Annotated in this window: 14 protein-coding genes; 11 read left to right on the top strand and 3 right to left on the bottom strand. The window is 61.7% G+C overall.

Annotated elements, in window-relative coordinates:
- Positions 1-95: 95 nt before the first annotated feature.
- The 4 genes from uvrA to P8L30_03135 all read left to right on the top strand — a co-directional run bounded on the left by uvrA (position 96) and on the right by P8L30_03135 (position 5,535).
- The gene (gene uvrA / locus P8L30_03150; GenBank protein ID MDG2239172.1) at positions 96-3,011 is read left to right on the top strand and encodes an excinuclease ABC subunit UvrA; all 2,916 of its coding nucleotides are present in this window, start codon (positions 96-98) and stop codon (positions 3,009-3,011) included.
- 206 nt (positions 3,012-3,217) lie between these two features.
- Positions 3,218-3,646 carry a CesT family type III secretion system chaperone gene (locus P8L30_03145; protein MDG2239171.1) on the top strand — a complete coding sequence of 143 codons (429 nt, stop codon included), beginning with the start codon at positions 3,218-3,220 and terminating at the stop codon, positions 3,644-3,646.
- A gap of 3 nt (positions 3,647-3,649) precedes the next feature.
- The gene (locus P8L30_03140) at positions 3,650-4,519 is read left to right on the top strand and encodes a PspA/IM30 family protein (GenBank protein MDG2239170.1); all 870 of its coding nucleotides are present in this window, start codon (positions 3,650-3,652) and stop codon (positions 4,517-4,519) included.
- Positions 4,520-4,662: 143 nt separating this feature from the next.
- Positions 4,663-5,535 carry a D-amino acid aminotransferase gene (locus P8L30_03135; protein ID MDG2239169.1) on the top strand — a complete coding sequence of 291 codons (873 nt, stop codon included), beginning with the start codon at positions 4,663-4,665 and terminating at the stop codon, positions 5,533-5,535.
- 318 nt (positions 5,536-5,853) lie between these two features.
- Here the strand turns inward: P8L30_03135 and P8L30_03130 are convergent, their stop codons facing one another.
- Together P8L30_03130 and P8L30_03125 are read right to left on the bottom strand one after the other, a co-directional pair.
- Positions 5,854-7,188, bottom strand: coding sequence for a M14 family zinc carboxypeptidase (locus P8L30_03130; GenBank protein MDG2239168.1), 1,335 nt, complete (start codon positions 7,186-7,188; stop codon positions 5,854-5,856).
- On the bottom strand, positions 7,188-8,540 hold the full coding sequence (locus P8L30_03125; protein ID MDG2239167.1) for a DUF1343 domain-containing protein: 1,353 nt from the start codon (positions 8,538-8,540) through the stop codon (positions 7,188-7,190). Before P8L30_03125 ends, P8L30_03130 begins: the two co-directional genes overlap by 1 nt.
- 280 nt (positions 8,541-8,820) lie before the next feature.
- Between P8L30_03125 and P8L30_03120 the strand changes: the two genes are divergently transcribed.
- The 6 genes from P8L30_03120 (at position 8,821) to P8L30_03095 (ending at position 17,628) form a co-directional block, all read left to right on the top strand.
- A complete protein-coding gene (locus P8L30_03120) occupies positions 8,821-10,563 on the top strand; it encodes a glycoside hydrolase family 3 N-terminal domain-containing protein (protein ID MDG2239166.1) in 1,743 nt (580 codons plus the stop codon).
- The gene (locus P8L30_03115; GenBank protein ID MDG2239165.1) at positions 10,550-13,624 is read left to right on the top strand and encodes a glycoside hydrolase family 3 N-terminal domain-containing protein; all 3,075 of its coding nucleotides are present in this window, start codon (positions 10,550-10,552) and stop codon (positions 13,622-13,624) included. Before P8L30_03120 ends, P8L30_03115 begins: the two co-directional genes overlap by 14 nt.
- On the top strand, positions 13,621-14,616 hold the full coding sequence (locus P8L30_03110) for a PIG-L family deacetylase (GenBank protein ID MDG2239164.1): 996 nt from the start codon (positions 13,621-13,623) through the stop codon (positions 14,614-14,616). The genes P8L30_03115 and P8L30_03110 overlap by 4 nt, the downstream gene beginning before the upstream one ends.
- A complete protein-coding gene (locus P8L30_03105) occupies positions 14,613-16,046 on the top strand; it encodes a sodium:solute symporter (GenBank protein ID MDG2239163.1) in 1,434 nt (477 codons plus the stop codon). Before P8L30_03110 ends, P8L30_03105 begins: the two co-directional genes overlap by 4 nt.
- Positions 16,046-16,963, top strand: a complete 918-nt coding sequence (locus tag P8L30_03100; GenBank protein ID MDG2239162.1) for a BadF/BadG/BcrA/BcrD ATPase family protein — start codon at positions 16,046-16,048, stop codon at positions 16,961-16,963. The genes P8L30_03105 and P8L30_03100 overlap by 1 nt, the downstream gene beginning before the upstream one ends.
- Before the next feature lie 215 nt (positions 16,964-17,178).
- Complete coding sequence (locus P8L30_03095; GenBank protein ID MDG2239161.1) at positions 17,179-17,628, top strand: Hsp20/alpha crystallin family protein; 450 nt, start codon at positions 17,179-17,181, stop codon at positions 17,626-17,628.
- Between the two features lie 77 nt (positions 17,629-17,705).
- Here P8L30_03095 and P8L30_03090 read toward each other — a convergent pair whose 3' ends face one another.
- Positions 17,706-20,111 (bottom strand): zinc-dependent metalloprotease, encoded by a 2,406-nt coding sequence (locus tag P8L30_03090; GenBank protein MDG2239160.1) that lies wholly within the window; start codon positions 20,109-20,111, stop codon positions 17,706-17,708.
- A 508-nt stretch (positions 20,112-20,619) separates the two neighbouring features.
- Here P8L30_03090 and P8L30_03085 point away from each other — a divergent pair.
- Positions 20,620-20,757, top strand: coding sequence for a hypothetical protein (locus P8L30_03085; GenBank protein ID MDG2239159.1), 138 nt, complete (start codon positions 20,620-20,622; stop codon positions 20,755-20,757).
- Positions 20,758-20,763: the final 6 nt, after the last annotated feature.

Here is a 20,763-nt window from a genome sequence, read left to right as displayed (position 1 = left end):
GCCGCTCGCCTTGACCCCCGCGCCAGATGGGGGACGCCGTCGCTCTACACAAGCGGATTGAACCCGCCCACCCCCGGCCGTTAACTTCCCCTGCTATGGCAAAAACTTCCAAGTCGGCCACCGCCGCGTCCGAGAAACTCATTGTCCGCGGTGCCCGCGAGCACAATCTGCGGAACATCGACGTCGAGCTGCCTCGTGAAAAACTGGTCGTAATTACCGGTCTTTCAGGCTCAGGGAAGTCATCCCTGGCGTTCGACACGATTTACGCCGAGGGCCAACGCCGGTACGTGGAGTCCCTGTCCGCTTATGCGCGTCAGTTCCTGGGGCTCATGGAGAAACCCGACGTCGACTCGATCGAAGGTCTGTCGCCGGCCATCTCTATTGAGCAGAAGACGGTCAGCCGAAACCCGCGCTCAACCGTTGGCACGGTCACGGAGATCTATGACTACCTCCGGCTTCTTTGGGCTCGGGCCGGTACACCCCACTGTCCCACTTGCGGTGACCCGGTCATCCGGCAATCTGCCACGCAGATTGTGGATCAGCTTCTGGCCTTGGAGGAGGGGAATCGAATAGAGGTTCTCGCTCCCCTGGTTAGGGGGCGGAAGGGTGAATTCGTCATCATGTTCGAGAAGGCGCGGAAGGAGGGTTTCGTCAGAGTCAGAGTCGACGGCAAGACGTATGACCTCACTGAACCTCCGCAGTTGAACCGGTACGAGAACCATGACATTTCAGTTGTTGTTGACCGGCTCGTGGTGCGCGAAAAGGATCGGGAGCGTTTGGCGGACTCCGTGGAGACGGCGCTTCGTACGGGCGACGGGATCATGGAGGTCATCGAGCACGTCAAGAAGAGTGATCCGGTCGAACACGTGTTCAGCGAATACTATGCGTGCGATACGTGTGGGACGAGTCTGCCGGAGCTTGAGCCGCGTCAGTTCTCGTTCAATTCTCCTTATGGCGCTTGTGAAGACTGTGGCGGGTTAGGAACCAGAAAAGAGGTCAATCCCAACCTCCTGACAGCGGACCCGTCCGTGTCCATCCTGGAAGGCGTCATCCTTCCCTGGGGTGACCCGTCCGGCCACCTGCGGCGCTCCGTGATCCCCGGTCTGGCTGAGGCGTACGAGTTCGACCCGAACACGCCTTGGGGCCAACTCGAAGACGATGTCCGCCACGCGGTGCTCCACGGCTCCGGCGACATGAAGATCCGGTTCCCGTACAAGTCGGGTGCGGGCGAGTTCGATGGGCATTACCAGGACAAGTGGGAAGGTGTGCTGGAGAACGTGGAGCGGCGTTATCGCGAGACACAGTCGGAAGTCGTCAGGAACCAGCTGGACGACTACATGTCGACACTCTCGTGTGGAACCTGTTCGGGGACCCGCTTGAAGGCATCGTCCCGTGCCGTGACGATCGGCGGAAAATCGTTGGGAGATGTCGTCGAGATGTCCATCGGGGGCGCGGCTGCCTTCATCGATGGATTGCCAGTACAAGCCCGTGGCGAGAAGCCCAAGAAGTCGAGGAAGAAGAACCCCATTCGGCCGCTTCCAGCGGAGATCGCTGGACCCATCCTCAAAGAGGTCGGTGAGCGCCTTCGTTTCCTTCGGGATGTGGGTCTGGAATACCTCACGCTTGGCCGCTCTGCCGGGTCCTTGTCGGGTGGAGAGGCACAGCGAATTCGACTCGCGACTCAGATCGGAAGCCAGCTGGTCGGCGTGCTCTACATCTTGGACGAGCCTTCTATCGGACTGCACCAGCGTGACAACGCCCGGCTGCTTGCCACGCTGCAGCACCTTCGTGATCTCGGAAACACCGTCGTTGTCGTCGAACATGATGAGGACACGATCCGAATGGCGGATTACATCGTGGATCTCGGGCCCGGCGCAGGTCGCCATGGGGGAGAGGTCGTCGCGAGTGGGAACTATGAGGAGCTCATGGAGTCAGAGCGTTCCCTCACCGCCGCGTACCTCCGGGGGGATCGCGAAATCGCCGTCCCGAAGGAGCGCCGGCCTCCCTCGCCGGAACGCATACTCACCGTGCGCGGAGCACGGGGAAATAACCTGCAGAAGATCGACGTCGGCTTCCCCTTGGGGGCGTTCATCTGCGTGACCGGAGTCAGCGGATCCGGAAAATCCACACTGGTGAACGAGACGCTCTACCATGCCCTCGCGCGCCTCTTCTATCGCAGTAAGCTCGTGTCAGCCGGCCACGACGCGATCCACGGGCTCGAACTCATCGACAAGGTCATCGATGTCGATCAGTCGCCCATTGGTCGCACGCCGCGTTCGAATCCGGCGACGTACACCGGGCTCTTTACGCCGATTCGCGAGCTCTTCGCGAATTTGCCCGAGTCCCAGATGCGAGGCTACGGGCCGGGGCGCTTCTCCTTCAATGTGAAGGGCGGCCGTTGTGAGGCGTGTTCGGGCGACGGCCTCGTGAAGATCGAGATGCACTTCTTACCGGACGTGTACGTGCCCTGTGATGTCTGTCGCGGTCGTCGATACAATCGCGAGACCTTGGATGTCTACTACAAGGGTAAGAACATCGCGGACGTGCTCGACCTGACGGTCGAGGACGCTCTCGATTTCTTCGAGCCGGTCCCTAAGATCAAGATCAAGCTCCAGACGCTTCACGACGTCGGACTTGGGTATGTGCACCTCGGTCAGTCCGCCACAACGCTGTCGGGTGGTGAGGCGCAACGCGTGAAATTGGCGACCGAGCTTTCGAAGAAGGCCACAGGCCAGACGTTGTACATCCTTGACGAACCCACCACCGGATTGCATTTCGAGGACGTTCGCGTTCTGCTCGACGTCCTGCATCGGTTGGTCGACCTCGGAAATACAGTTGTCGTGATCGAGCACAACCTACACGTAGTAAAGACCGCTGACTGGGTCATCGATCTCGGCCCTGAAGGTGGAGCGGGTGGTGGCCGTATCGTCGTGGAAGGAACGCCTGAGGAAGTGGCTAAGGTGAAAGAGTCCTACACAGGCCAGCATTTGGCGCCATTGTTGGAGTCCTAGGCTGCTTGTGGGGGGCACGCTGCCCGTCCAGCGCGGGTAAGTACTGCAACGCAGCAGAAGACGCTTTACCTTTAATGGTCCCGGTGGCTTGGGGTAGCAGGACAATCGCCCGGTAAGAAACCGGGATTCGCGCGGGGCCGTAGGGTTCGGTCCTAGATACGGAATCGACATTCCGCCCCGCGGAGACTCAGAGAACGGAGACGGTCATGGTAACCCGAGAGGATCTTGAGAGCTTCTTGATTCGTATGGACATCGAGTATGAGGAGGTCGACGAGGGTATGTACCTTGTACGGGGCCATAACAGTGGACTCCCCGTAGTCGTCCATCACGCCGACGCACTCTTGCTGATCCGCATGAAGCTCATGGATCTTCCCGAGACGCTCGCGTCCGAGATGGAGCTCTATCGGACGCTACTGGAGCTCAATGCGACGGACGTCGTGCATGGCGCTTACGGCATCGAAGAAGGCGAGTTGATCTTGAGCGATACGCTCGAGCTCGAAACGCTCGACTTCCATGAATTGCGTGCATCGATGGAATCCATCGAGTTGGCTGCAACAGGTCATATGGAACGCGTTCGTGCGCTGGCTGGCGTCGCTGCCGCTGACAGCAGCGCGGCCGAAGGGGCGGAGGGTTAATCGATGAGCATTTTCACAAAATTCTCGACGATGATTAAGTCGAACATCAATGATCTCATCTCTCGGGCTGAAGATCCTGAGAAGATGTTGAACCAGATCATCATCGACATGCGGGACCAGCTGGCGAAAGCCAAGCGCGAAGTTGCGGCGGCCATTGCTGACGAGCGCAAGCTCAAGGCGCAGTTGGACGATGAGGTGAAGCAGTCCCGGGATTGGGAGCATCGGGCGATGCTCGCGGTTAAGGAGGGACGTGACGATCTGGCTAAGCAGGCGCTGATCCGCCAGCAAGAGCACGCCGAACGCGCGCGCGTCATTCAGCAGACATGGCAGGCGCAGGCGGGTGAGACGGAGAAGCTCAAGGGTTCGCTCCGTCAGCTCAACGACAAGATCGAGGAGGCCAAGCGCAAGCGGAACCTCCTGATCGCCAAGCAGAAGAGAGCGCAGGCCCAGCGCCGTATTCATGAGACCATGTCTGGTCTTTCAGACACGTCTGCGTTCGAGGCGTTCAACCGCATGGCGGACAAGATCGAGGACGAGGAGCGCAAGGTCATCGCGCACTCCGAGGTTACAGAGGCGCTCGGTGGCGACTCGCTCGAACAGGACTTCCTCAAGCTCGAAGCCGGCGGGGACGCTGGCGGTGCGGACCTCGAGGACAAGCTCCTCGCGCTCAAGAGCCAGATGGGTCTTATCGGTGAAGGCTCGGAAGAGGTCAGGCAACTGGAAGCGGGTGACGCACCCGCCGCGGCCCAGGCTGCTCCGGCAGTCCAGGAAGCGCAGGTCGAGGAGGTTTCCGAGGAGGAGGCTGCATCGATTCCAGAGGCTGAGTTGCTCTCGGAATTCGAGTCGCTCGGAGAGAACAACGTAGACACCTGATTCCATCGGGTCGTTCACGCGAAAAATGAGGGGGAGCGTTCTTCGGAACGCTCCCCCTTTTGTTTTTACCGGGGCTCGTCATCTTTGGGCGACAACGGCCCGAGTCATCGCGCGGCACTTCTTTTTACTGCACAGGTCCAGCAATGAGCACTGTCTTCCTGAACGGCGAGTTCCTTCCCAAAGAGGAAGCCAAGATCTCTCCCGACGACCGCGGATTTCTCCTCGCCGACGGTTTGTACGAGGTCACCCCGTTCTACCACGGTTCCCCGTTCGGGCTCGACAGACACCTGGAGCGGTTGGAAAAGGGTCTCGCCTGGATACGCATCGACTATCCTGTTGATGGCTTGGAAGCGATGCATCGTCGGTTAATCGCAGAGAACGGACTTGCCGACGCGCCGACATCTTTGGTTTATCTGCAGATCACGCGCGGCGCTGCGCCGCGCACTCATTACTTCCCGAAGGACCCCGTCCAGCCGACGGTCTACGCCTATGCGAAGACCTGGGACCGCCCCACGGATGAGCGTTGGACCGAAGGCTTCACCGCGGCAACTGTGCCGGATCGTCGCTGGAGCCGTGTGGACGTGAAGACGATCGGCCTGCTGCCCAACGCGATGGCTTTCCAGGAAGCGATCGACCAGGGTGCTGATGATGCGATCCTCGTGCGAGATGGAGTGGCTATCGAGGGTGCCCACATGAACGTGTGGGCGGTCATCGATGGCGTGACGGTCACCCACCCTAAGACCAACCACATCCTACCCGGCATCACACGAGCCGTGGTCCTTGAACTCGCTGCCAAGCATGGGATCGCGCATGAGGAACGCCCGATTCAGCTCGAAGAACTGCGTCGAGCGTCCGAGGTCTTCTACACCGGTACGACCGGCGAAGTGAAACCGTGTGTCCAAGTGGACGGCCGGCCGGTGGGCGACGGCACCGTTGGTCCAGTGGCTCGACACCTGTCGGACCTGTTCCGAGCCTATGTCGAGGAGACGAAGGGTGCGGCGGTCGGGACCGAGTAGTGAGGCCGAGCGGCTGACCCGCCTGAGGCACCTCGCCGTGCGCGCAATGGCGGCCACTCCTGCTCGTCCTGAAGGGATGCGCATATCGGGTGCCGGACTTCTGATTGGGCTCAGTGCCGTGATGGGTACCTCACGCCTACTGGGTAGCTTCCTCGTATGGCGTGGAACCGGGCGCTCCGCTCACGTTCGTGGGTGTGGCTGTGCTTCTTGGCACGGGAGTGTTAGTTGCCTGCATTCGACCCGCGATCCAAGCGACGGCGGCGGGTCCGATCGAGGTACTCAAGGCGGACTAGCCTTGAGGCCCCCGGGTCATTGGCGTCAGTCTTCCCTGCGGGGCGGTTCTCCCTCGAACCTGAACCGGACCCGTCGGCCCTCGGGGTCTTCTGCGACGATGAAGTAAGCCGGCGCTCCGGTATTCAGGCCGCCATCCTCGTCGAGTGCTTCGCGAGTTGGAATCAGGAACAGGCCCGAGACGTCTAAAGTGTCCTGAGCCTCTGTGAGGCCCATGTCACCAATGTCTGAGATCACACCTGCCTCGAACATGAGCGGCCGGTCGTAGTTGAGCAGAATGTCTGCGGCGAGGGGCGGTACTCCGGGCACCGCGATCGTGCCCCCGACGATGAGTAGATCGGGCACTCGTCGACCGTTGTAGGCGAGCTCTTCATAGTCGTCTGGGCTGTAGTCGGCGTACCGGCCGGTAGCGATGGCATCGAGCGCACTCAGGATGCCTACGAAGTTCGTCTTCCGGAGATGCTGCTTCTGGGGGTCGTCCGTGTACCCGCCTGACTCGATCAACACTGTGCTCGCACCCCACTGGCCCATGAGATCGCCGAAGGCACGCGGATTGAACGTGTCGTCGTATTTCGCGATCTGACCGCCGACCAGTGGGTCCATCGCCTCGATGATCAACGAGGCGACCTGCATTGCACGACGTCGTTTCGCGTCGACGTCGCGGGCTTCGTTGAACGCGGGGGCCAGCAGCGCGATCGCGACTCCTCGGTCCGTTGTGCCCACGCGAACCGCCGCCCCCTGGTCGTGCAGATTGAATCCGAAGTCGGGTTGGAGGGCGTCGTTTACCGCCTTGAGCGTCCGTCCCTCGGGCGTCTGGAGTCGACGAGCGTCGCGGTTCACATCGATCCCTTGTGCGTTCCTTCGCTGGAAACGCTCCGCGCCATCCGGGTTGAGCATGGGGACCATGTGGATCGTCGCGCCTTGGGCGATACGTCGAACCAGCGGGTGATCACCGCGCTCATGGAAGAACCGTACGATGTCTGCGAGTGACATCGACGCGGTGCTTTCGTTGCCGTGCATTTGTGACCACAGCAGGACCGTCGTCGGGCCCGAGCCGAACGTCAGATGGCGGATCTCCCGGCCCTCGGAGCTCTCTCCTGCGACCCGAGACGACACGTTGCCCCCCAGGAATGGGGCCACCGCGTTCCAATACGTGTCATGGTTGAAGCGTCGATCTTCGAGTCCTGGGACCCTTGTTCCGGAGTACAGATCGATCAATGCGGCGGCGGTGGTCGTGCCGGCAGTCGTGGCATGTGGCTCAGGGCTAGGACTTGCTGCGGACGCCGTCGATGCAGGTGCGGCACCGGTGCTACCCCCGCAGGCAGCGAGGAAAACAGCTCCGAACAGCGCGAGAGTCTTCATCAATTGTAGATCAGGTAGGGGGCACGCAATACTTCGAATGCGGACGTCTGAGCGTCCCACGTGGAGACCAATGCGGTGAAGCTCTCTTCAGCGTCCAGCCCAATCCGCAACTGATCTGTTCCAGCAAGCCGGTCGAAGTGTCCCACGCTCCACGACCAATCGTCGCCGGACATCGCTCGTGCCTCGATCAGCATGGCGACCGCAGCCTTCGAGGCATCGTAGTTCGTTGCGGATGGGACCAAGCGGACGCCCGACACTTCCTGGCCTTCGAACTTCCTGTCGCCGGCGTTGGAGGGCGTAAATGTGACTGCCTCGAAGCTGACCCCTTCCAGGTTATACCCGTTCAGGGCCTCAGCGAGGGCGGGGCCGTCCAGCCACGGTGCGCCGATCCATTGAAAGGCTCGCTCGGTTCCGCGCCCGACCGACAGAGGCGTGCCTTCAAAGAGACACGTGCCCGGATAGGCCAGCGCGCTTTCTTGGGTCGGGATGTTCGGGGACGGGGCCACCCAAGGCAGTCCAGTCTCTTCGAAGGTCATGGAGCGCCGCCAGCCCTCCATGGGCACGACCGTGAGATCCACGTCGATGCCGAATTCGCCGACGAACATGCGAGCGAGTTCACCCGCGGTCATGCCGTGTCTCATTGGGACGGGGTACAGCCCGACGAACGTCGAGTATTCCGGATCCAGCACATTGCCCTGCACCGCGTCCCCTCGGATGGGGTTCGGGCGGTCGAGAACCACAAAAGGGACACCGTTCTCACCAGCCGCTTCCATCGCGTAGGCCATGGTGGAGACGTAGGTGTAGTATCGAGCGCCGATGTCCTGCATGTCGAAGACCAGAACGTCCACACCTTCCAGCATCTCAGGCGTGGGACGGCGTGTCTGTCCATACAGTGAGTGGATCGTGAGTCCGGTCTTGTCGTCGACCCCGCTCTCGATGTGAGCTCCCGCTCGTTCCTCACCGCGGATGCCGTGCTCCGGACCGTAGAGGGCCACGAGATCCATATCTGGTGACTCGTGGAGTGCGTCGATCATGCTTCCGAACTCCCGCGGGGCTCCAGCTTCCTGCTCGAAGTCTCGAAAATAGACGCCCGTATGATTCGTGAGCAGCCCGACCCGTTTCCCACGGACGAGATGCAACGAATCGCTGATCAGGACCTCGATGCCGGAGCGGACACCAATGGCAGCGTCCTGTCCTGTGCTTTCCGCGGCGTCTCCACCCGGAACGCCGCACGCTCCTAGGGTAAGACACAGCAGGAAAGTGAAGCAGGATTGTGACGTTTTCGGGTAGCCGGTACCTTCTCGACCGTCCCAGACTCGGCGCTGCGCGCGCCCACGATTTGTCTTTTTCATAGGGCAAGCTTCGGGGTCGCGTCCGATGCCGTCAACGCAAGCGAATTCCACCTACTCGAGTCGCCTCTACGCGATGCTGTCAATCCAAGCCCGTCCCGACCCGTTCACGCCTAGATCGCATAAGGTGTGGATCTTGGCCCTGGGCCTCGTCTCCTGTGGGTCACCGACCCCCATGGTGACGCCAGAACCGGCCGCGAGCCCGCCCGTTCCGGCCGAATCACCAGAGGTTCAGGACTCCTTAGGCCTCGAACAAAGTCCCTCTGGTCCACCTGTGGAGCCGATGATCCATCCGGAGCCTCTGGCTCGAGATCTGGATACCGGAGCCGCTTGGGTAGAGCGCACGCTTAGGGAGATGACCGTCCGCGAGAAGGCTGGGCAGTTGATCATGCCGTGGGTGCTCGGCGACTTCGCTCCGGAGGGCTCTTCTAGCCACGACCGGGTGCTCGACTACATCGAGGAAGAAGGGATCGGGGGTGTGATCATGTCCGTCGGCTCGCCCACCGAGGTGGCCGCGAAGCTGAACGATTTCCAGGTGCACTCGAAATACCCACTCCTCGTAGGGGCCGACCTCGAGACGGGTGCGGGCTTCCGCATGCGAGGGGCCGTGCAGATGCCGGGGACGATCGAACTCGGTGGGGCCACCGACTTTCCTTCCCTCATGGCGCTGGGCGCAGCGGGAGATACCGAGCTTGCCTACGTCATGGGCCGTGTGACGGCGGTGGAAGCACGAGCAGTGGGCATCCACGTGCCGTTCGCTCCCGTTCTGGACGTCAACAACAACCCAGACAACCCCGTGATAAACGTCCGCTCGTTTGGAGAGGATCCAGCACAGGTTGCCGCACTCGGTGCAGCGTTCGTGCGCGGAGTGCAGGAGAACGGAGGCATCGCTACAGGGAAGCACTTTCCCGGACACGGTGACACAGATGTGGATTCCCACATGGCCCTCCCCCTGATCACTCACGATCGCGCTCGAATGGATTCGGTCGAGTTATTCCCGTTCCAAGCTGCGATCGATGCGGGTATGGGTGCGGTGATGACCGCTCACATCTCGGTGCCCTCGCTGAACAATGGCCTCAGGGATCCGGCGACGTTGTCTGCCGCAATTCTCACCGATTTGTTGCGGGAAGACATGCACTTCGACGGCCTCCTTTTCACAGATGCCATGGACATGAGTGCCATCGCGCGTCAGCACAGTGCTGAAGAAGCCGCTGTGCGAGCCTTTGAGGCCGGGGCCGACGTCATCCTTATGCCGCCCTCGCCAAAGCGTGCGGTGGACGGGATCGTGGCAGCTGTCGAGTCGGGGCGCATTTCCGAGGCCCGTCTGGACGATTCCGTGCGGAGACTGCTCGAGACCAAGGCCGGAATGGGACTTCACGAGGAGCGCACGGTGCCCATTGAGGGTGTCTTCGAAAGTGTCGGCATACCGGAGCATGTCGAAGCAGCCGGAAGAGTCGCTGAGGCGTCCATCACGGTTCTCAAGAACGGCGGGAATCTACTTCCGCTTCGGGGAACCCGAACGGCGCGGGTGATGTCCGTTTCCTACCGACGCGAGTCGGACGTATTGGCGGGCCGCTACTTCAACCGACGGTTGCGTTCGACTTATCCTCGGCTGACGAACGCGAGCATCACCCGAGACTCGAACGTTGGGGTGTACGAAGGCCTCATGCGCCAGGCTCGCCAGCAGGCACTAGTGGTCGTCAGCACCTATGTGACTGCTGTCTCTTATCAGGGCTCGATGGCGCTCCCTGAAGAATTGATTGGCTTTATCGAGGACCTCGACGAAGCGGGAATCCCTCATGTGGTGGTCTCGTTCGGTAACCCTTACCTCGTCACCACCTTCCCGGACGTCCGCGCGTATATGCTTGCCTGGAGTGGGTCCGAGGCCAGCCAAAGGGCCGCTGCGGGTGCACTATTTGGTGAATTCGATATTGAAGGTCGAATACCGACGCGTATCCCACCGCTCTACGAGATCGGAGATGGATTGACGATTCCGAGCAAGGAAAACACCAGTGGTCGCAACTAACCCGGTGCGTGCCCTCGCGCTCACAGTCGTTTTGGTTGTCGCCGGGTGCTCCGGTCAGACGGGTACGGTCGTGCCGAAGCCCTTTGGTCGTATCAATGACTTGGACGACGACGCCCAGGAGTGGGTCGACGAGACCCTCGCGAGCCTCTCGTTGGAGGAACTCGTCGGGCAGCTCGTGATCGAGTGGATTCCCGGCGGCTACGTGTCGCCGAGCAGCCCGGACTTCGAACCCCTCGAGACATGGGTGGTCACGGACAAGATCGGCGGCGTGTCGCCTTCCATTGGAACACCCCACGCTTACGTCGCGAAGCTCAACGCCCTCCAGGAGCGGGCCGAGATCCCCCTGTTGATTACGGCGGACTTCGAGAACGGTGGGCCGGGGATGCGCATCAACGGGTCCTATGCCCTCCCATCCATGCTGCCGCAGGGCGGAGGGACGTCGTTTCCGCCGACTATGGCCTTTGGGGCGGTCAACGACGAGCGCTTCGCCTTCGAGTACGGCCGCATTACAGCCGTCGAGGCTCGGGCGACCGGCGTCCACCTGCTGTTCTCTCCGGTCTTGGACGTGAACAACAACCCCGACAATCCGGTCATCGCGAGTCGCTCGTACGGGGCCGATCCCCAGCTCGTGGCACGTATGGGTGCTGCGTTCATCCGGGGAGCGAAGGAGGGAGGGGCCTTCACGACGGGGAAACACTTCCCTGGGCATGGCGACACCTCGGTCGACTCACACGTCGATCTGCCAGTCATCCCGGCTGACCGGGCACGCCTGGATGCGGTCGAGCTCGTTCCCTTCGATCATGCGATCCAAGCGGGTGTGGACGCGATTATGACGGCACACGTGGCGCTGCCTGAGATCCTCGGGGTCGACGGTCCTCCGGCCACGCTTTCGCCTGACATCATGACGGGATTGCTGCGGGCGGATCTGGCGTTCGATGGCGTCTTGTTCACGGACGCCATGACCATGGGTGCGATCACGGATGCGTATGGCATCGGTGAGGCATCGGTCCGCGCTGTTGAAGCCGGCTCGGATGTCATTCTGTCGCCCAAGGATGTGTCAGCCGCGATCAACGCCGTGGTGGCGGCGGTCAATGCGGGTCGTATCAACCGCCGTCGACTCGAGAACTCGGCACGCCGGCTTCTCGAGATGAAGGCCAAACTCGGGCTGCATCGGAATCGCTTCGTGTCGTTGGATGCCGTAGACGATGTCGTGGGCTCGGGTGCACACCTCGCCTTCGCCGACACCGCTGCTGCGCGCTCCATGACGTTGGTACAGGATGACGCGGGCCTCGTGCCGATGCGAGCTGAAGACCCCGTCCGTACGGTCCATGTGCGGTACGCTCCGTCGACCTGGCTGTGGGCCAACCGCGCATTTGCGGCTGGGTTGCTCTCTCGGGTTCCGAGCGCTCGTGAGGTCCGCATCGACGAGCGCAGCGATGAGGCCGCTTACGAGGCGGCCGCGGCTGCGGTGGAAGGTGCCGACCGCGTGATCGTCAGCGTTTATCTCCACACACGAGCCGGCTCCGGAGCGGATGCGCTCCCAGAGCGCTTTAGCAGATTGGTGAACTCCAGCGCACGGCAGAGACCCACCGTCCTGTTGTCGTTCGCTAGCCCGTATTTGGTTCGCGCGCTTCCCGACGTGTCCAGCTACATGGTAGCCTGGGGCGACCGGGAAGTATCCCAACGCGCAGCGGTTGCGGCGCTCTTTGGTGAGGAGGCCATCACCGGTCGCCTGCCGATCCAGATCCCTCCGCTCTTCGATCTGGGTCACGGGTTGAATCGAGACAAGGTGACGACCCGGGTCGTGACTCGCGTGGTGGATGACCCGCTTGTTGCGGCGGGAATCGTTGCACGCACGGGTGAAGGTGGGATCTCCGGCCAAGATCAGACGGTAGCCGATCCGGCTTCCGTCGGGATGTCTTCCGAAGGACTCGCGAGAGTCGATTCCATCATCAGGGCCGGACTCGACGACTCTGCCTTCTCTGGCGCGACTGTGGCGATCGGCCGGCACGGACGACTCGTGAAGCTCGACGCGTACGGCGAACTCGCATACGGGAGTGGGCGTCCGACCACCACAACCTCGATCTGGGACATGGCGTCTGTCTCGAAGGTTGTGGGGACGACGACTGCAGCCATGATGCTCGTTGGTGACGGGGCCCTCGATCTCGATGCGCCCGTGGTTCAGTATCTGCCATGGTGGTCCAGAGGGGACGAACGAAAGAACCAGATCACCGTGCGGCAACTGCTGATTCACCGGACGGGCCTGCCGCCTTTCCGTCGGTGGTTCTTCGACCACGAAGGACTCGAGGCCTACAAGAACGCAGCAGCGGACGAGCCGCTCGACATGGATCCGGGTCTCGAGACCATCTACTCGGATATCGGCATCATGACGTTGGCGTGGGTCATCGAAGAAGTATCGGGCCAGACGCTCGATGCGCTCCTCCAAGAGCGACTGTGGGATCCGCTGGGAATGGCCGAAACTCGATACCGGCCGGACGCTTCCTTGAAGCCGCGTATCGCCGCGACCGAGGTAGACACGCTCTGGCGTGACGAGCTCGTGTGGGGCCGAGTACACGACGAGAATGCGGACGCTATGGGTGGTGTGGCTGGCCATGCCGGGCTGTTCAGCACTGCCGTGGACCTGTCCGTCTTCGCCCAGATGATGCTCAACGGCGGAGAGTCACCAGCCTGTCAGCCCGGTGATGATGCCGGAGTGCCGTGCCCACTAGGCCGAGGGATCGCTCAGCAGATCGTCGATCCAGGGGTGCTTTCGATGTTCACCACCCGGTTCGACGAGACGTCCACCCGAGGATTGGGCTGGGACACACCCGGCGAGCGATCGTCTGGGGGTGACTACGTGACCTCGAGTGCGTTCGGTCACACCGGGTATACCGGGACGTCCATCTGGATGGATCCCGAACTGGACGTGTGGGTGATCCTGCTCACCAACCGGGTCCACCCGAGCCGTGAGAATTCGAAACATGTACCGCTGAGGCGCGCTGTCGCAGACGCGGCTCTGCTCGCTATCACTGACCAGCCTGTGAGAAAGCGTACTCCGTGACGTTCCTCGATTGGGCCATAATCGCCCTCTGCTTCGCGTTCGCCGGCGCCATTGGGGTCGCGATGTCGCGGCGAGCAGGGTCCTCGCTGAGTGAGCACTTCCTAGGCGGTCGCTCACTTCCGTGGTGGCTCGACGTTATCTCGATGGGAGGCATGCTCCGGAAGCTCGCAGAGAACGAAAACCGGGTCACCGTGGCCTATCAGACCTCCGGTAACATTGCGGTGTTCGACCACGAGGTCCGGCGCTACCTCGATTTCTCGCAAAGAGCGTCTAAAGCCGTCGGCCTCGGTGAACCGGGCGTTGTGAACGAGCTGTCCGACGGCATTCACCAGAACCTCGCCGGGAAAGACCCGGCGGATGTCGACATCGATGACGTCCAGGCCCTGAAGCGGATCATTCGGGAAACCGAGGCCATCGCAGGTCTGGAAGCATCTGGGCTGTCGGCCTCGAGTGGGCGGTTCTTGAACCTTCCGTTCTATCAGACGGGGAAGGTGAAGAAGGACCCCATCTCTTCCGCCGACGTGGACATTGTCCTCGAACTTCTGAATGAGAAGCGTCCCTCCATCATCTTCGCTGCGGGAGACCTGTCCGATCCCCACGGGACCCATCGCATGTGTCTCGAAGCGGTTGAGGCGGCGCTCGCCCTGTTCGAAGGCGATCCGCCCGAACTCTGGCTTTATCGTGGGGCCTGGCAAGAGTGGAACGTCAATGAAGCGACTGTGCTGGTTCCGCTCTCTGAAGAGGAGCTTAGAAAGAAGATCCAGGCGATCTTCAAGCACGAATCGCAAAAGGACTCGGCTCCGTTCCCGGGGCCCGATCCGAGAGAGTTTTGGCAGCGGGTTGTGGATCGTAACCGCGGGACAGCGGAGCTCCTGAGGGCGCTTGGACTTCCCGCGTACTATGCGATGGAAGCCTACGTCGCCCTGCGCGACGGTGTCCCCACTGAGACCCCGCAGGTTGCTACGGCTTCACTAGGCGAGGGTGCATCATGACCGGCTTCACCACACTCGATTTCTTCGTCCTAATCGTCTACCTGCTCGCTACCACCGCTTGGGGTGCATGGCTCGGGCGCGGCCAATCCGGCGGAACCGACTACTTCCTAGGGAGCCGGTCGCTCCCGTGGGTCGCAGTCATGCTTTCCGTGGTGGCCACGGAAACGAGTACGCTGACGTTCTTGAGTGTGCCGGGTGTGTCGTATGCCGGGAGTCTTGTCTTTCTGCAACTGACGCTCGGGTACCTGGCGGGTCGTGTCGCGGTATCCGCACTTTTTCTGCCCGCCTACTACCGGGGGGAACTCTCGACGGCTTACGCCCTCTTGGAAGATCGGTTCGGACTCGGGGCACGGCGCTTCACCTCGGCCATCTTTATGGTCACGCGGTTACTGGCCGATTCGGTGCGGTTGTTCGCCACGGCGATCCCGCTCGCACTGATCACAGGCTGGCCGTATCCGGTGTCGATTGCTGTGATCGGAGTGTTGACGGTGATTTACACGTACTTCGGGGGCATCAAGGCGGTGGTTTGGGTCGATGCCGTACAGATGGGATTGTACCTGCTTGGTGCACTAGTCACGCTCGTCGCCATTCAGGCGCTCGTGCCTGGCGGATGGGGTAGCGCATTAGCCGATGCCGATCTGGCGGGCAAGCTCCAGGTGATCGACTTCTCCTGGACCCTCACAACTGCATATACGATCTGGGCGGGTGTTCTTGGAGGCGCGGTGTTCACGATGGCCTCGCACGGAACCGATCAACTCATTGTCCAACGTCTGCTCACTTGCAGAGACCAGCGATCGGCCCAGAAGGCACTCATCGGTAGCGGAGTGGTGGTGATCTTCCAGTTCCTGCTCTTCTTGATGGTGGGAATCGGCCTGTGGGCCTTCTACGAGGGTGCCGCGTTCGATTCCACGGACGAGATCTTCGCGACGTTCATCGTCCAGCAGCTTCCGCCGGGACTGACTGGACTCCTGATCGCCGGGGTTTTCGCGGCGGCTATGTCGTCCCTGTCGTCATCTATCAATTCTCTCGCGTCCGCGACGGCCTACGACTACTGGGCTCCGCTGGCTGGAGCTCGCGACGACGAGGCTCGGATTCTCAAGGCTGGGAAGATCTTCACGCTGGTGTGGGCGGCGCTTCTGATTGGAGGTGCGACGCTGTTTATCCCGCTGTCCCAGGGCACCTCAGCTGTTGAGGTGGCTTTAGGAGTCGCCGCGCTCGTCTACGGTGGCCTGTTAGGAGTCTTCGCCCTGGGTGTCCTTACCACCAAGCCAGGGCAGACAGCGGCGATCATTGGGGTCGCGGTCGGGATCGGGTCGGTGACGCTTCTTCGAGGCGCGATGGCGTGGCCGTGGTACGTACCCACCGGTGCTACGATCACCCTGATCGTCGGGTGGCTCGCGGGCTTCGCGTTTCCCAAACGGTCTGTGTGATGCGGATCGTGGTGGGCGTGGATGGTGGGGGCACCAGCACGCGCGCTGTGGTTCTGGACGAGACGGGCCATGAGATGGCTCGAGCAGAAGGTCCGGGTGCCGTTGCGACCCTGGACGATCCGGGAGCGGTGTCCGCTGCAGTGGTATCCGTAGTGGCTCGGGCACTCGAAGATGCGGATGTCACCCTTCCGGTCGACGTGCTCTGGGCTGGACTCTCCGGTGCGGGCCGAGATGACGTCCAGGCTGCTGTGCGAGCGTCTCTGATGGAGGCCAGTCTCGCCGAGCGAGTCTTTGTCGGCACAGATGTGGAAGCGGCCTTCTCGGACGCGTTCCCGCTCGCCGAGCCAGGCATCCTGCTTATCGCAGGGACCGGCTCCATTCTGTGGGCGAGAAGCCCAGGCGCGCACATGATTCGTGTCGGCGGGTGGGGGCAAGACATGGGCGACGAAGGCAGCGGCTATTGGATTGGTCGTGAAGCTCTGCGGAGCGTGGCTGCCGCCGCGGATGGGCGCGGGCCTGAAACAGAGCTGACCGGGAAGGCTCTTGTGCACTCCAGCGGGCAGGAACCCGGCGACCTGATCGCGTGGGCGGCGTCGGCTTCGAAGTCAGACATTGCCGCACTGGCCCCCGCTGTCACGGAAGTCGCTGACGCCGGGGATGGGGTAGCCGAGCGAATTCTCTCGGAGGCTGTTGAAGAGTTGGTCGGCCACATTACCGTGGGCGTCGAGAGATCAGGCCCGTGGCAGAGTCGACCCACGCTTTGTGTCTGGGGTGGACTCGTGTGGAAAGGAGGACCGCTCCACAGACGCCTCAATGGCGCCGTCCAACAGCTGGCTGTGGATTTGGCGAGCCGCGAACTCGATCCGCCTGCAGGGGCGGCTCGCATGGCGCTCTCCGAACTCGGTGACCAGCCCTAGGGGCTCGGTGTCTTGGATGTTGCCTGTTCGGCAGGTCCGTCACAGGTGATGTGCCGATCCGGCAGGCCGAGGGCGACGTAACCTATTGATGCAGTTCACTTTGGCAGGTTCTTGGTGGCTTTCCTTTGGCACGGCCGTTGCACTTGGCTCCCGCGGGAAGTCAATCCAACTCGGGCGTCGGCTAGGCTGGTGCCCACCTCAAAAAGGAGCCCATCGTGGCCATCACCCAATACACCCTCCGGAACGCTCGTCCTTCTGCCCGACGTAGCATCGAAGAGGCATCGAATCGCCTGTCGCCTTTCTTTGAGGAAACACCCGCGGACCGGTCGGGCTTCGTCCCACCGGTCAACATCGCGGAGGGTAAGAATGAGCTGTCCCTTACCATCGAGTTGCCCGGAGTAAATGAGTCCGACCTGTCCATCGATCTCGAAAACAGCGTTCTCACGGTTTCTGGAGAAAAGGTCGAGATCAGGACCGAGGGCGAGGAGGAAATTCGCCATCACGTGCGCGAACGCCGGTATGGTGCATTCAAGCGCCGCTTCCAGCTTCCGCGGTCCGTTCAGACCGAGGGAATTGGCGCGCACTTCGAGAACGGTCTCCTCACCGTGACGCTCCCTAAGTCCGAGGAAGCTCAGGGCCGGAAGATCGAGATCGCGAAGAACTAGCTCGCGCCGCCGGTGGAATTGAAAGCGGGGTCCGGGCGTCAGCCCGGACCCCGCCGCTTTTCATCTAGATGTTGTCGCTAACCGTTCGGATCTAGGATCGCGTCGATGCGTTGGATCGCATCGTGGAAGTGCAGGAGTGTCGCACGGTGCGACATCCCATCTGCGCCGGTGGCGAGTTCACCCCGCAGCGCACCTAGCTGTCCCCGAACGAACGGGGCGATGTCGGTCTGAAGGGCGTCCTCGTCTTCCATCAGGACCCCCATGCGATCCAGATATGCACGTTGGAGGTTTCGGCGGTAGGTGTCGGTCTCGCCCCCACTCTGAGCTTCGGCCCATACACCGCCACGTAGGTCGTCGAGCATCTGCCCGAGCCCATACGCGTCGTTCCCATTAAACGCCTCCTGCTCGATCAGCCTCTTCATACGAGCCACGTTCAGCACCTGGTTCAGTGCAGACGACTGGCGGGCCCGTACCAAGTCCGTCGCGCCACTGCCTTGGAAACGGTCCAAGATGTCGGCGTTCAGCAGCCAAACGGGGGTCGCGAAGACCTGACGGTTCATGTACTCCATGGCCCGAGACTGCATGTCTCGCGGTACCATTTCGTACGGTACGCCGTCCTGATCCTGCCGTTTGCGGGTACGAACGACGCCCCCAAGGTTGTTCACGACGTGGCCGGTATATCGGTTCCACTGGCTGACCACGTTGTTGTACAGCTCCTGCAGCTGCGTGTAGTCCTCTCCGTCTTCACGGGTCCAGTCGCGTAGGTTGTCCGTGACGCGCTTGAGGTTCTCAACGCCATAGTCGGACGCACGCATCGCGTCGTCGCCAATCGCTTCCGAGAGTGCTGACGGATCACTCCCCGTCGAGCTGGAGAAGAGGTACGTGCGGTCTTCCTGCATGTCCGCGACGAAGTCCCGAAGGATGGCCTTTTCCGTGTTCCGGTCTTCACCAGCGTGCGGTCGGTAGCCCCACTCGATCGCGAATTTGTCATACGGCCCGACCAGTGGCATAAAGCACGTGTCGTCCCCAGGCTGCGCGACGTAGTTGAAGCGAGCGTAGTCCATGATGGATGGCGCGACGCCCATTTCACACACGAAGCGTGTCCGGAGCTGCTCAACCGGGTAGGCGGACGAAGCCTGCATGTTGTGCTGCAGCCCGATCGTGTGTCCGACCTCATGGGCTGAGACGAAGCGGATCAGTTCACCCATGACTTCGTCCGAGAACGTCACGCCACGGGCTTCCTCGTTCGCCGCCGCGGTCTGAATGAAGTACCAGTTGCGCACCAGGTTCATGACGTTGTGGTACCACTGGATATCGCTTTCCAGGATCTCACCCGATCGCGGATCGTGTACGTGTGGGCCCGAAGCGTTCTGGACGTCGGAGGCCAGGTAACGGATGACCGAGTAGCGAGCGTCCTCTGGGTCCCAATTCGGATCGTCCGGTGCATCCACCGCGATGATCGCATTGCTGAAGCCCGCTGCCTCGAAGGCAGCCTGCCAGTCCTCGACGCCCTGCTTGAGGTAAGGCACCCATTTGGGCGGCGTCGCCGGGTCGATGTGGTATACGATGGGCTGGACCGGATCGACCAACTCGCCCCGCGCGAACGCGGCCGGGTCGCTCGGCTCCAGGCGCCAACGCGTTACGTAACACGTCTCGACCGCTCGCTGAGTGTCGAGCCCGTAATCTGTCTGACTCGTGCTGAAGTAGCCGACGCGTTCGTCGCACATGCGCGGCTCCATCGGATTCTCAGGGAGGAGGAGCATCGAATGATGCATCTCCATTGAGAGTGTGTTGCTGGCAGAGTTCGAAGGCGGCTCCGTTGCATCGTACGTGAGCACGCGTCTCACTTCGACGTTCCTAGGGAACGCCGAGGCGCGCATCACGTAGGTCCGATCCGCGTCGACGCGGCGCACGCTGTATGCCGTTCGACGGGACTTCTGGAGGCCTAGAAGCGCGATGTCCTCCGTGAACAGGTCTGTCACTTCAACCACGACCGCCATCGAGTCCTCAGGCATCGTCTCGACGTCGAACGCCATGATGATGGGTTCAAAATTCGAATTTCTCACGGCACCTGCGATCGCTGTCGTGTCGTCTGCGAAGTTCTGGTAACTCACCAGACGTAGGAGGACGCGATCGCCTTCACGTTCCCAGCGCACCGTGGAGGTGTTGGCCTTCGATCCGCCGTATCCCGCACCAGAGGGGGTACGCGCGATCCGGGTGAGGAGCACCATCTCACGGCCCATCATGTCGAGAGGGATCTCGTAGAAGAGATCAGTGCCAATCATGTGTGTGTCGAATAGGCCTTGGCTGGATACGGCTTCGTCGGTGATGACGTCGCTGTATGACGTTCCTTCGCCCTCGTCCTCCTCATCCGCTTGTTCTTCTTCCTGCCACACGAATGGGGATGCGGAGAGATGTGCGGGGACGAAGGCCGAGGTGGCCAAAGCGAGTAGGAGCGTCAGTAAGGTGTCTGAGCGTTTCATGTTCGTTCTCCGAAGTTCGGGTGCAAACGAAGAGGGCGGCCGACAAAGTATCCGGCCGCCCTCCATCCTACCAGCGCGTTCTGTGCGCTTCCGGGATCTCCGCCAGTCGGCCCGGAGCGTGTGTTGGCAGGGTCCAAGCGAGTTGCTCGCCGAGTTGGGAGAATGTTGGCGAGCGTCCCGACCGCTGCCAAAACCAAGGGCACTCCGATGAATGTCACGGGATGGGTGGGGCTGATCCCGAACACCAGGTTTCCAAGGAGCCGACTGCGGCCGAACGGAGCCACCAGCCCGCACGATCATTAGGGTGAGCGCCATGGACACTTGTGCCGTGACCAAGAAGCCCCGGGCTCGCTTGCCGGACCGATCTCTGTCTGCCGAGCGCCCATCTCGGAGTGGGGCTTGTGGCTCCGCCGAAGACGCACGCAGGGCCGGGAACAGGCCGAAGACGAGCGGGGCGGCGAGTGAGACGAGTAATGTGAACGCCAGTACCCGCCCGTTTAGTTCAGCCATGTTGAAGCTCTCCTCGGTGCCCGCGGAGATCCAAACCATCGCCCAGTTCAATTTGTACGCGAACGCGATGCCGAGCCCGGCTGCTGCGAGCGAGATCAACAAGCTCTCGGTGAGGAGATGGCGAATCAGTCGCTGAAGACCC

The organism is Longimicrobiales bacterium, assembly GCA_029245345.1.
Classification (GTDB): domain Bacteria; phylum Gemmatimonadota; class Gemmatimonadetes; order Longimicrobiales; family Gaopeijiaceae; genus CALFPJ01.
Note: the sequence above shows the minus strand (reverse complement) of the source record. Positions and strands in the feature narration are given on the sequence as shown.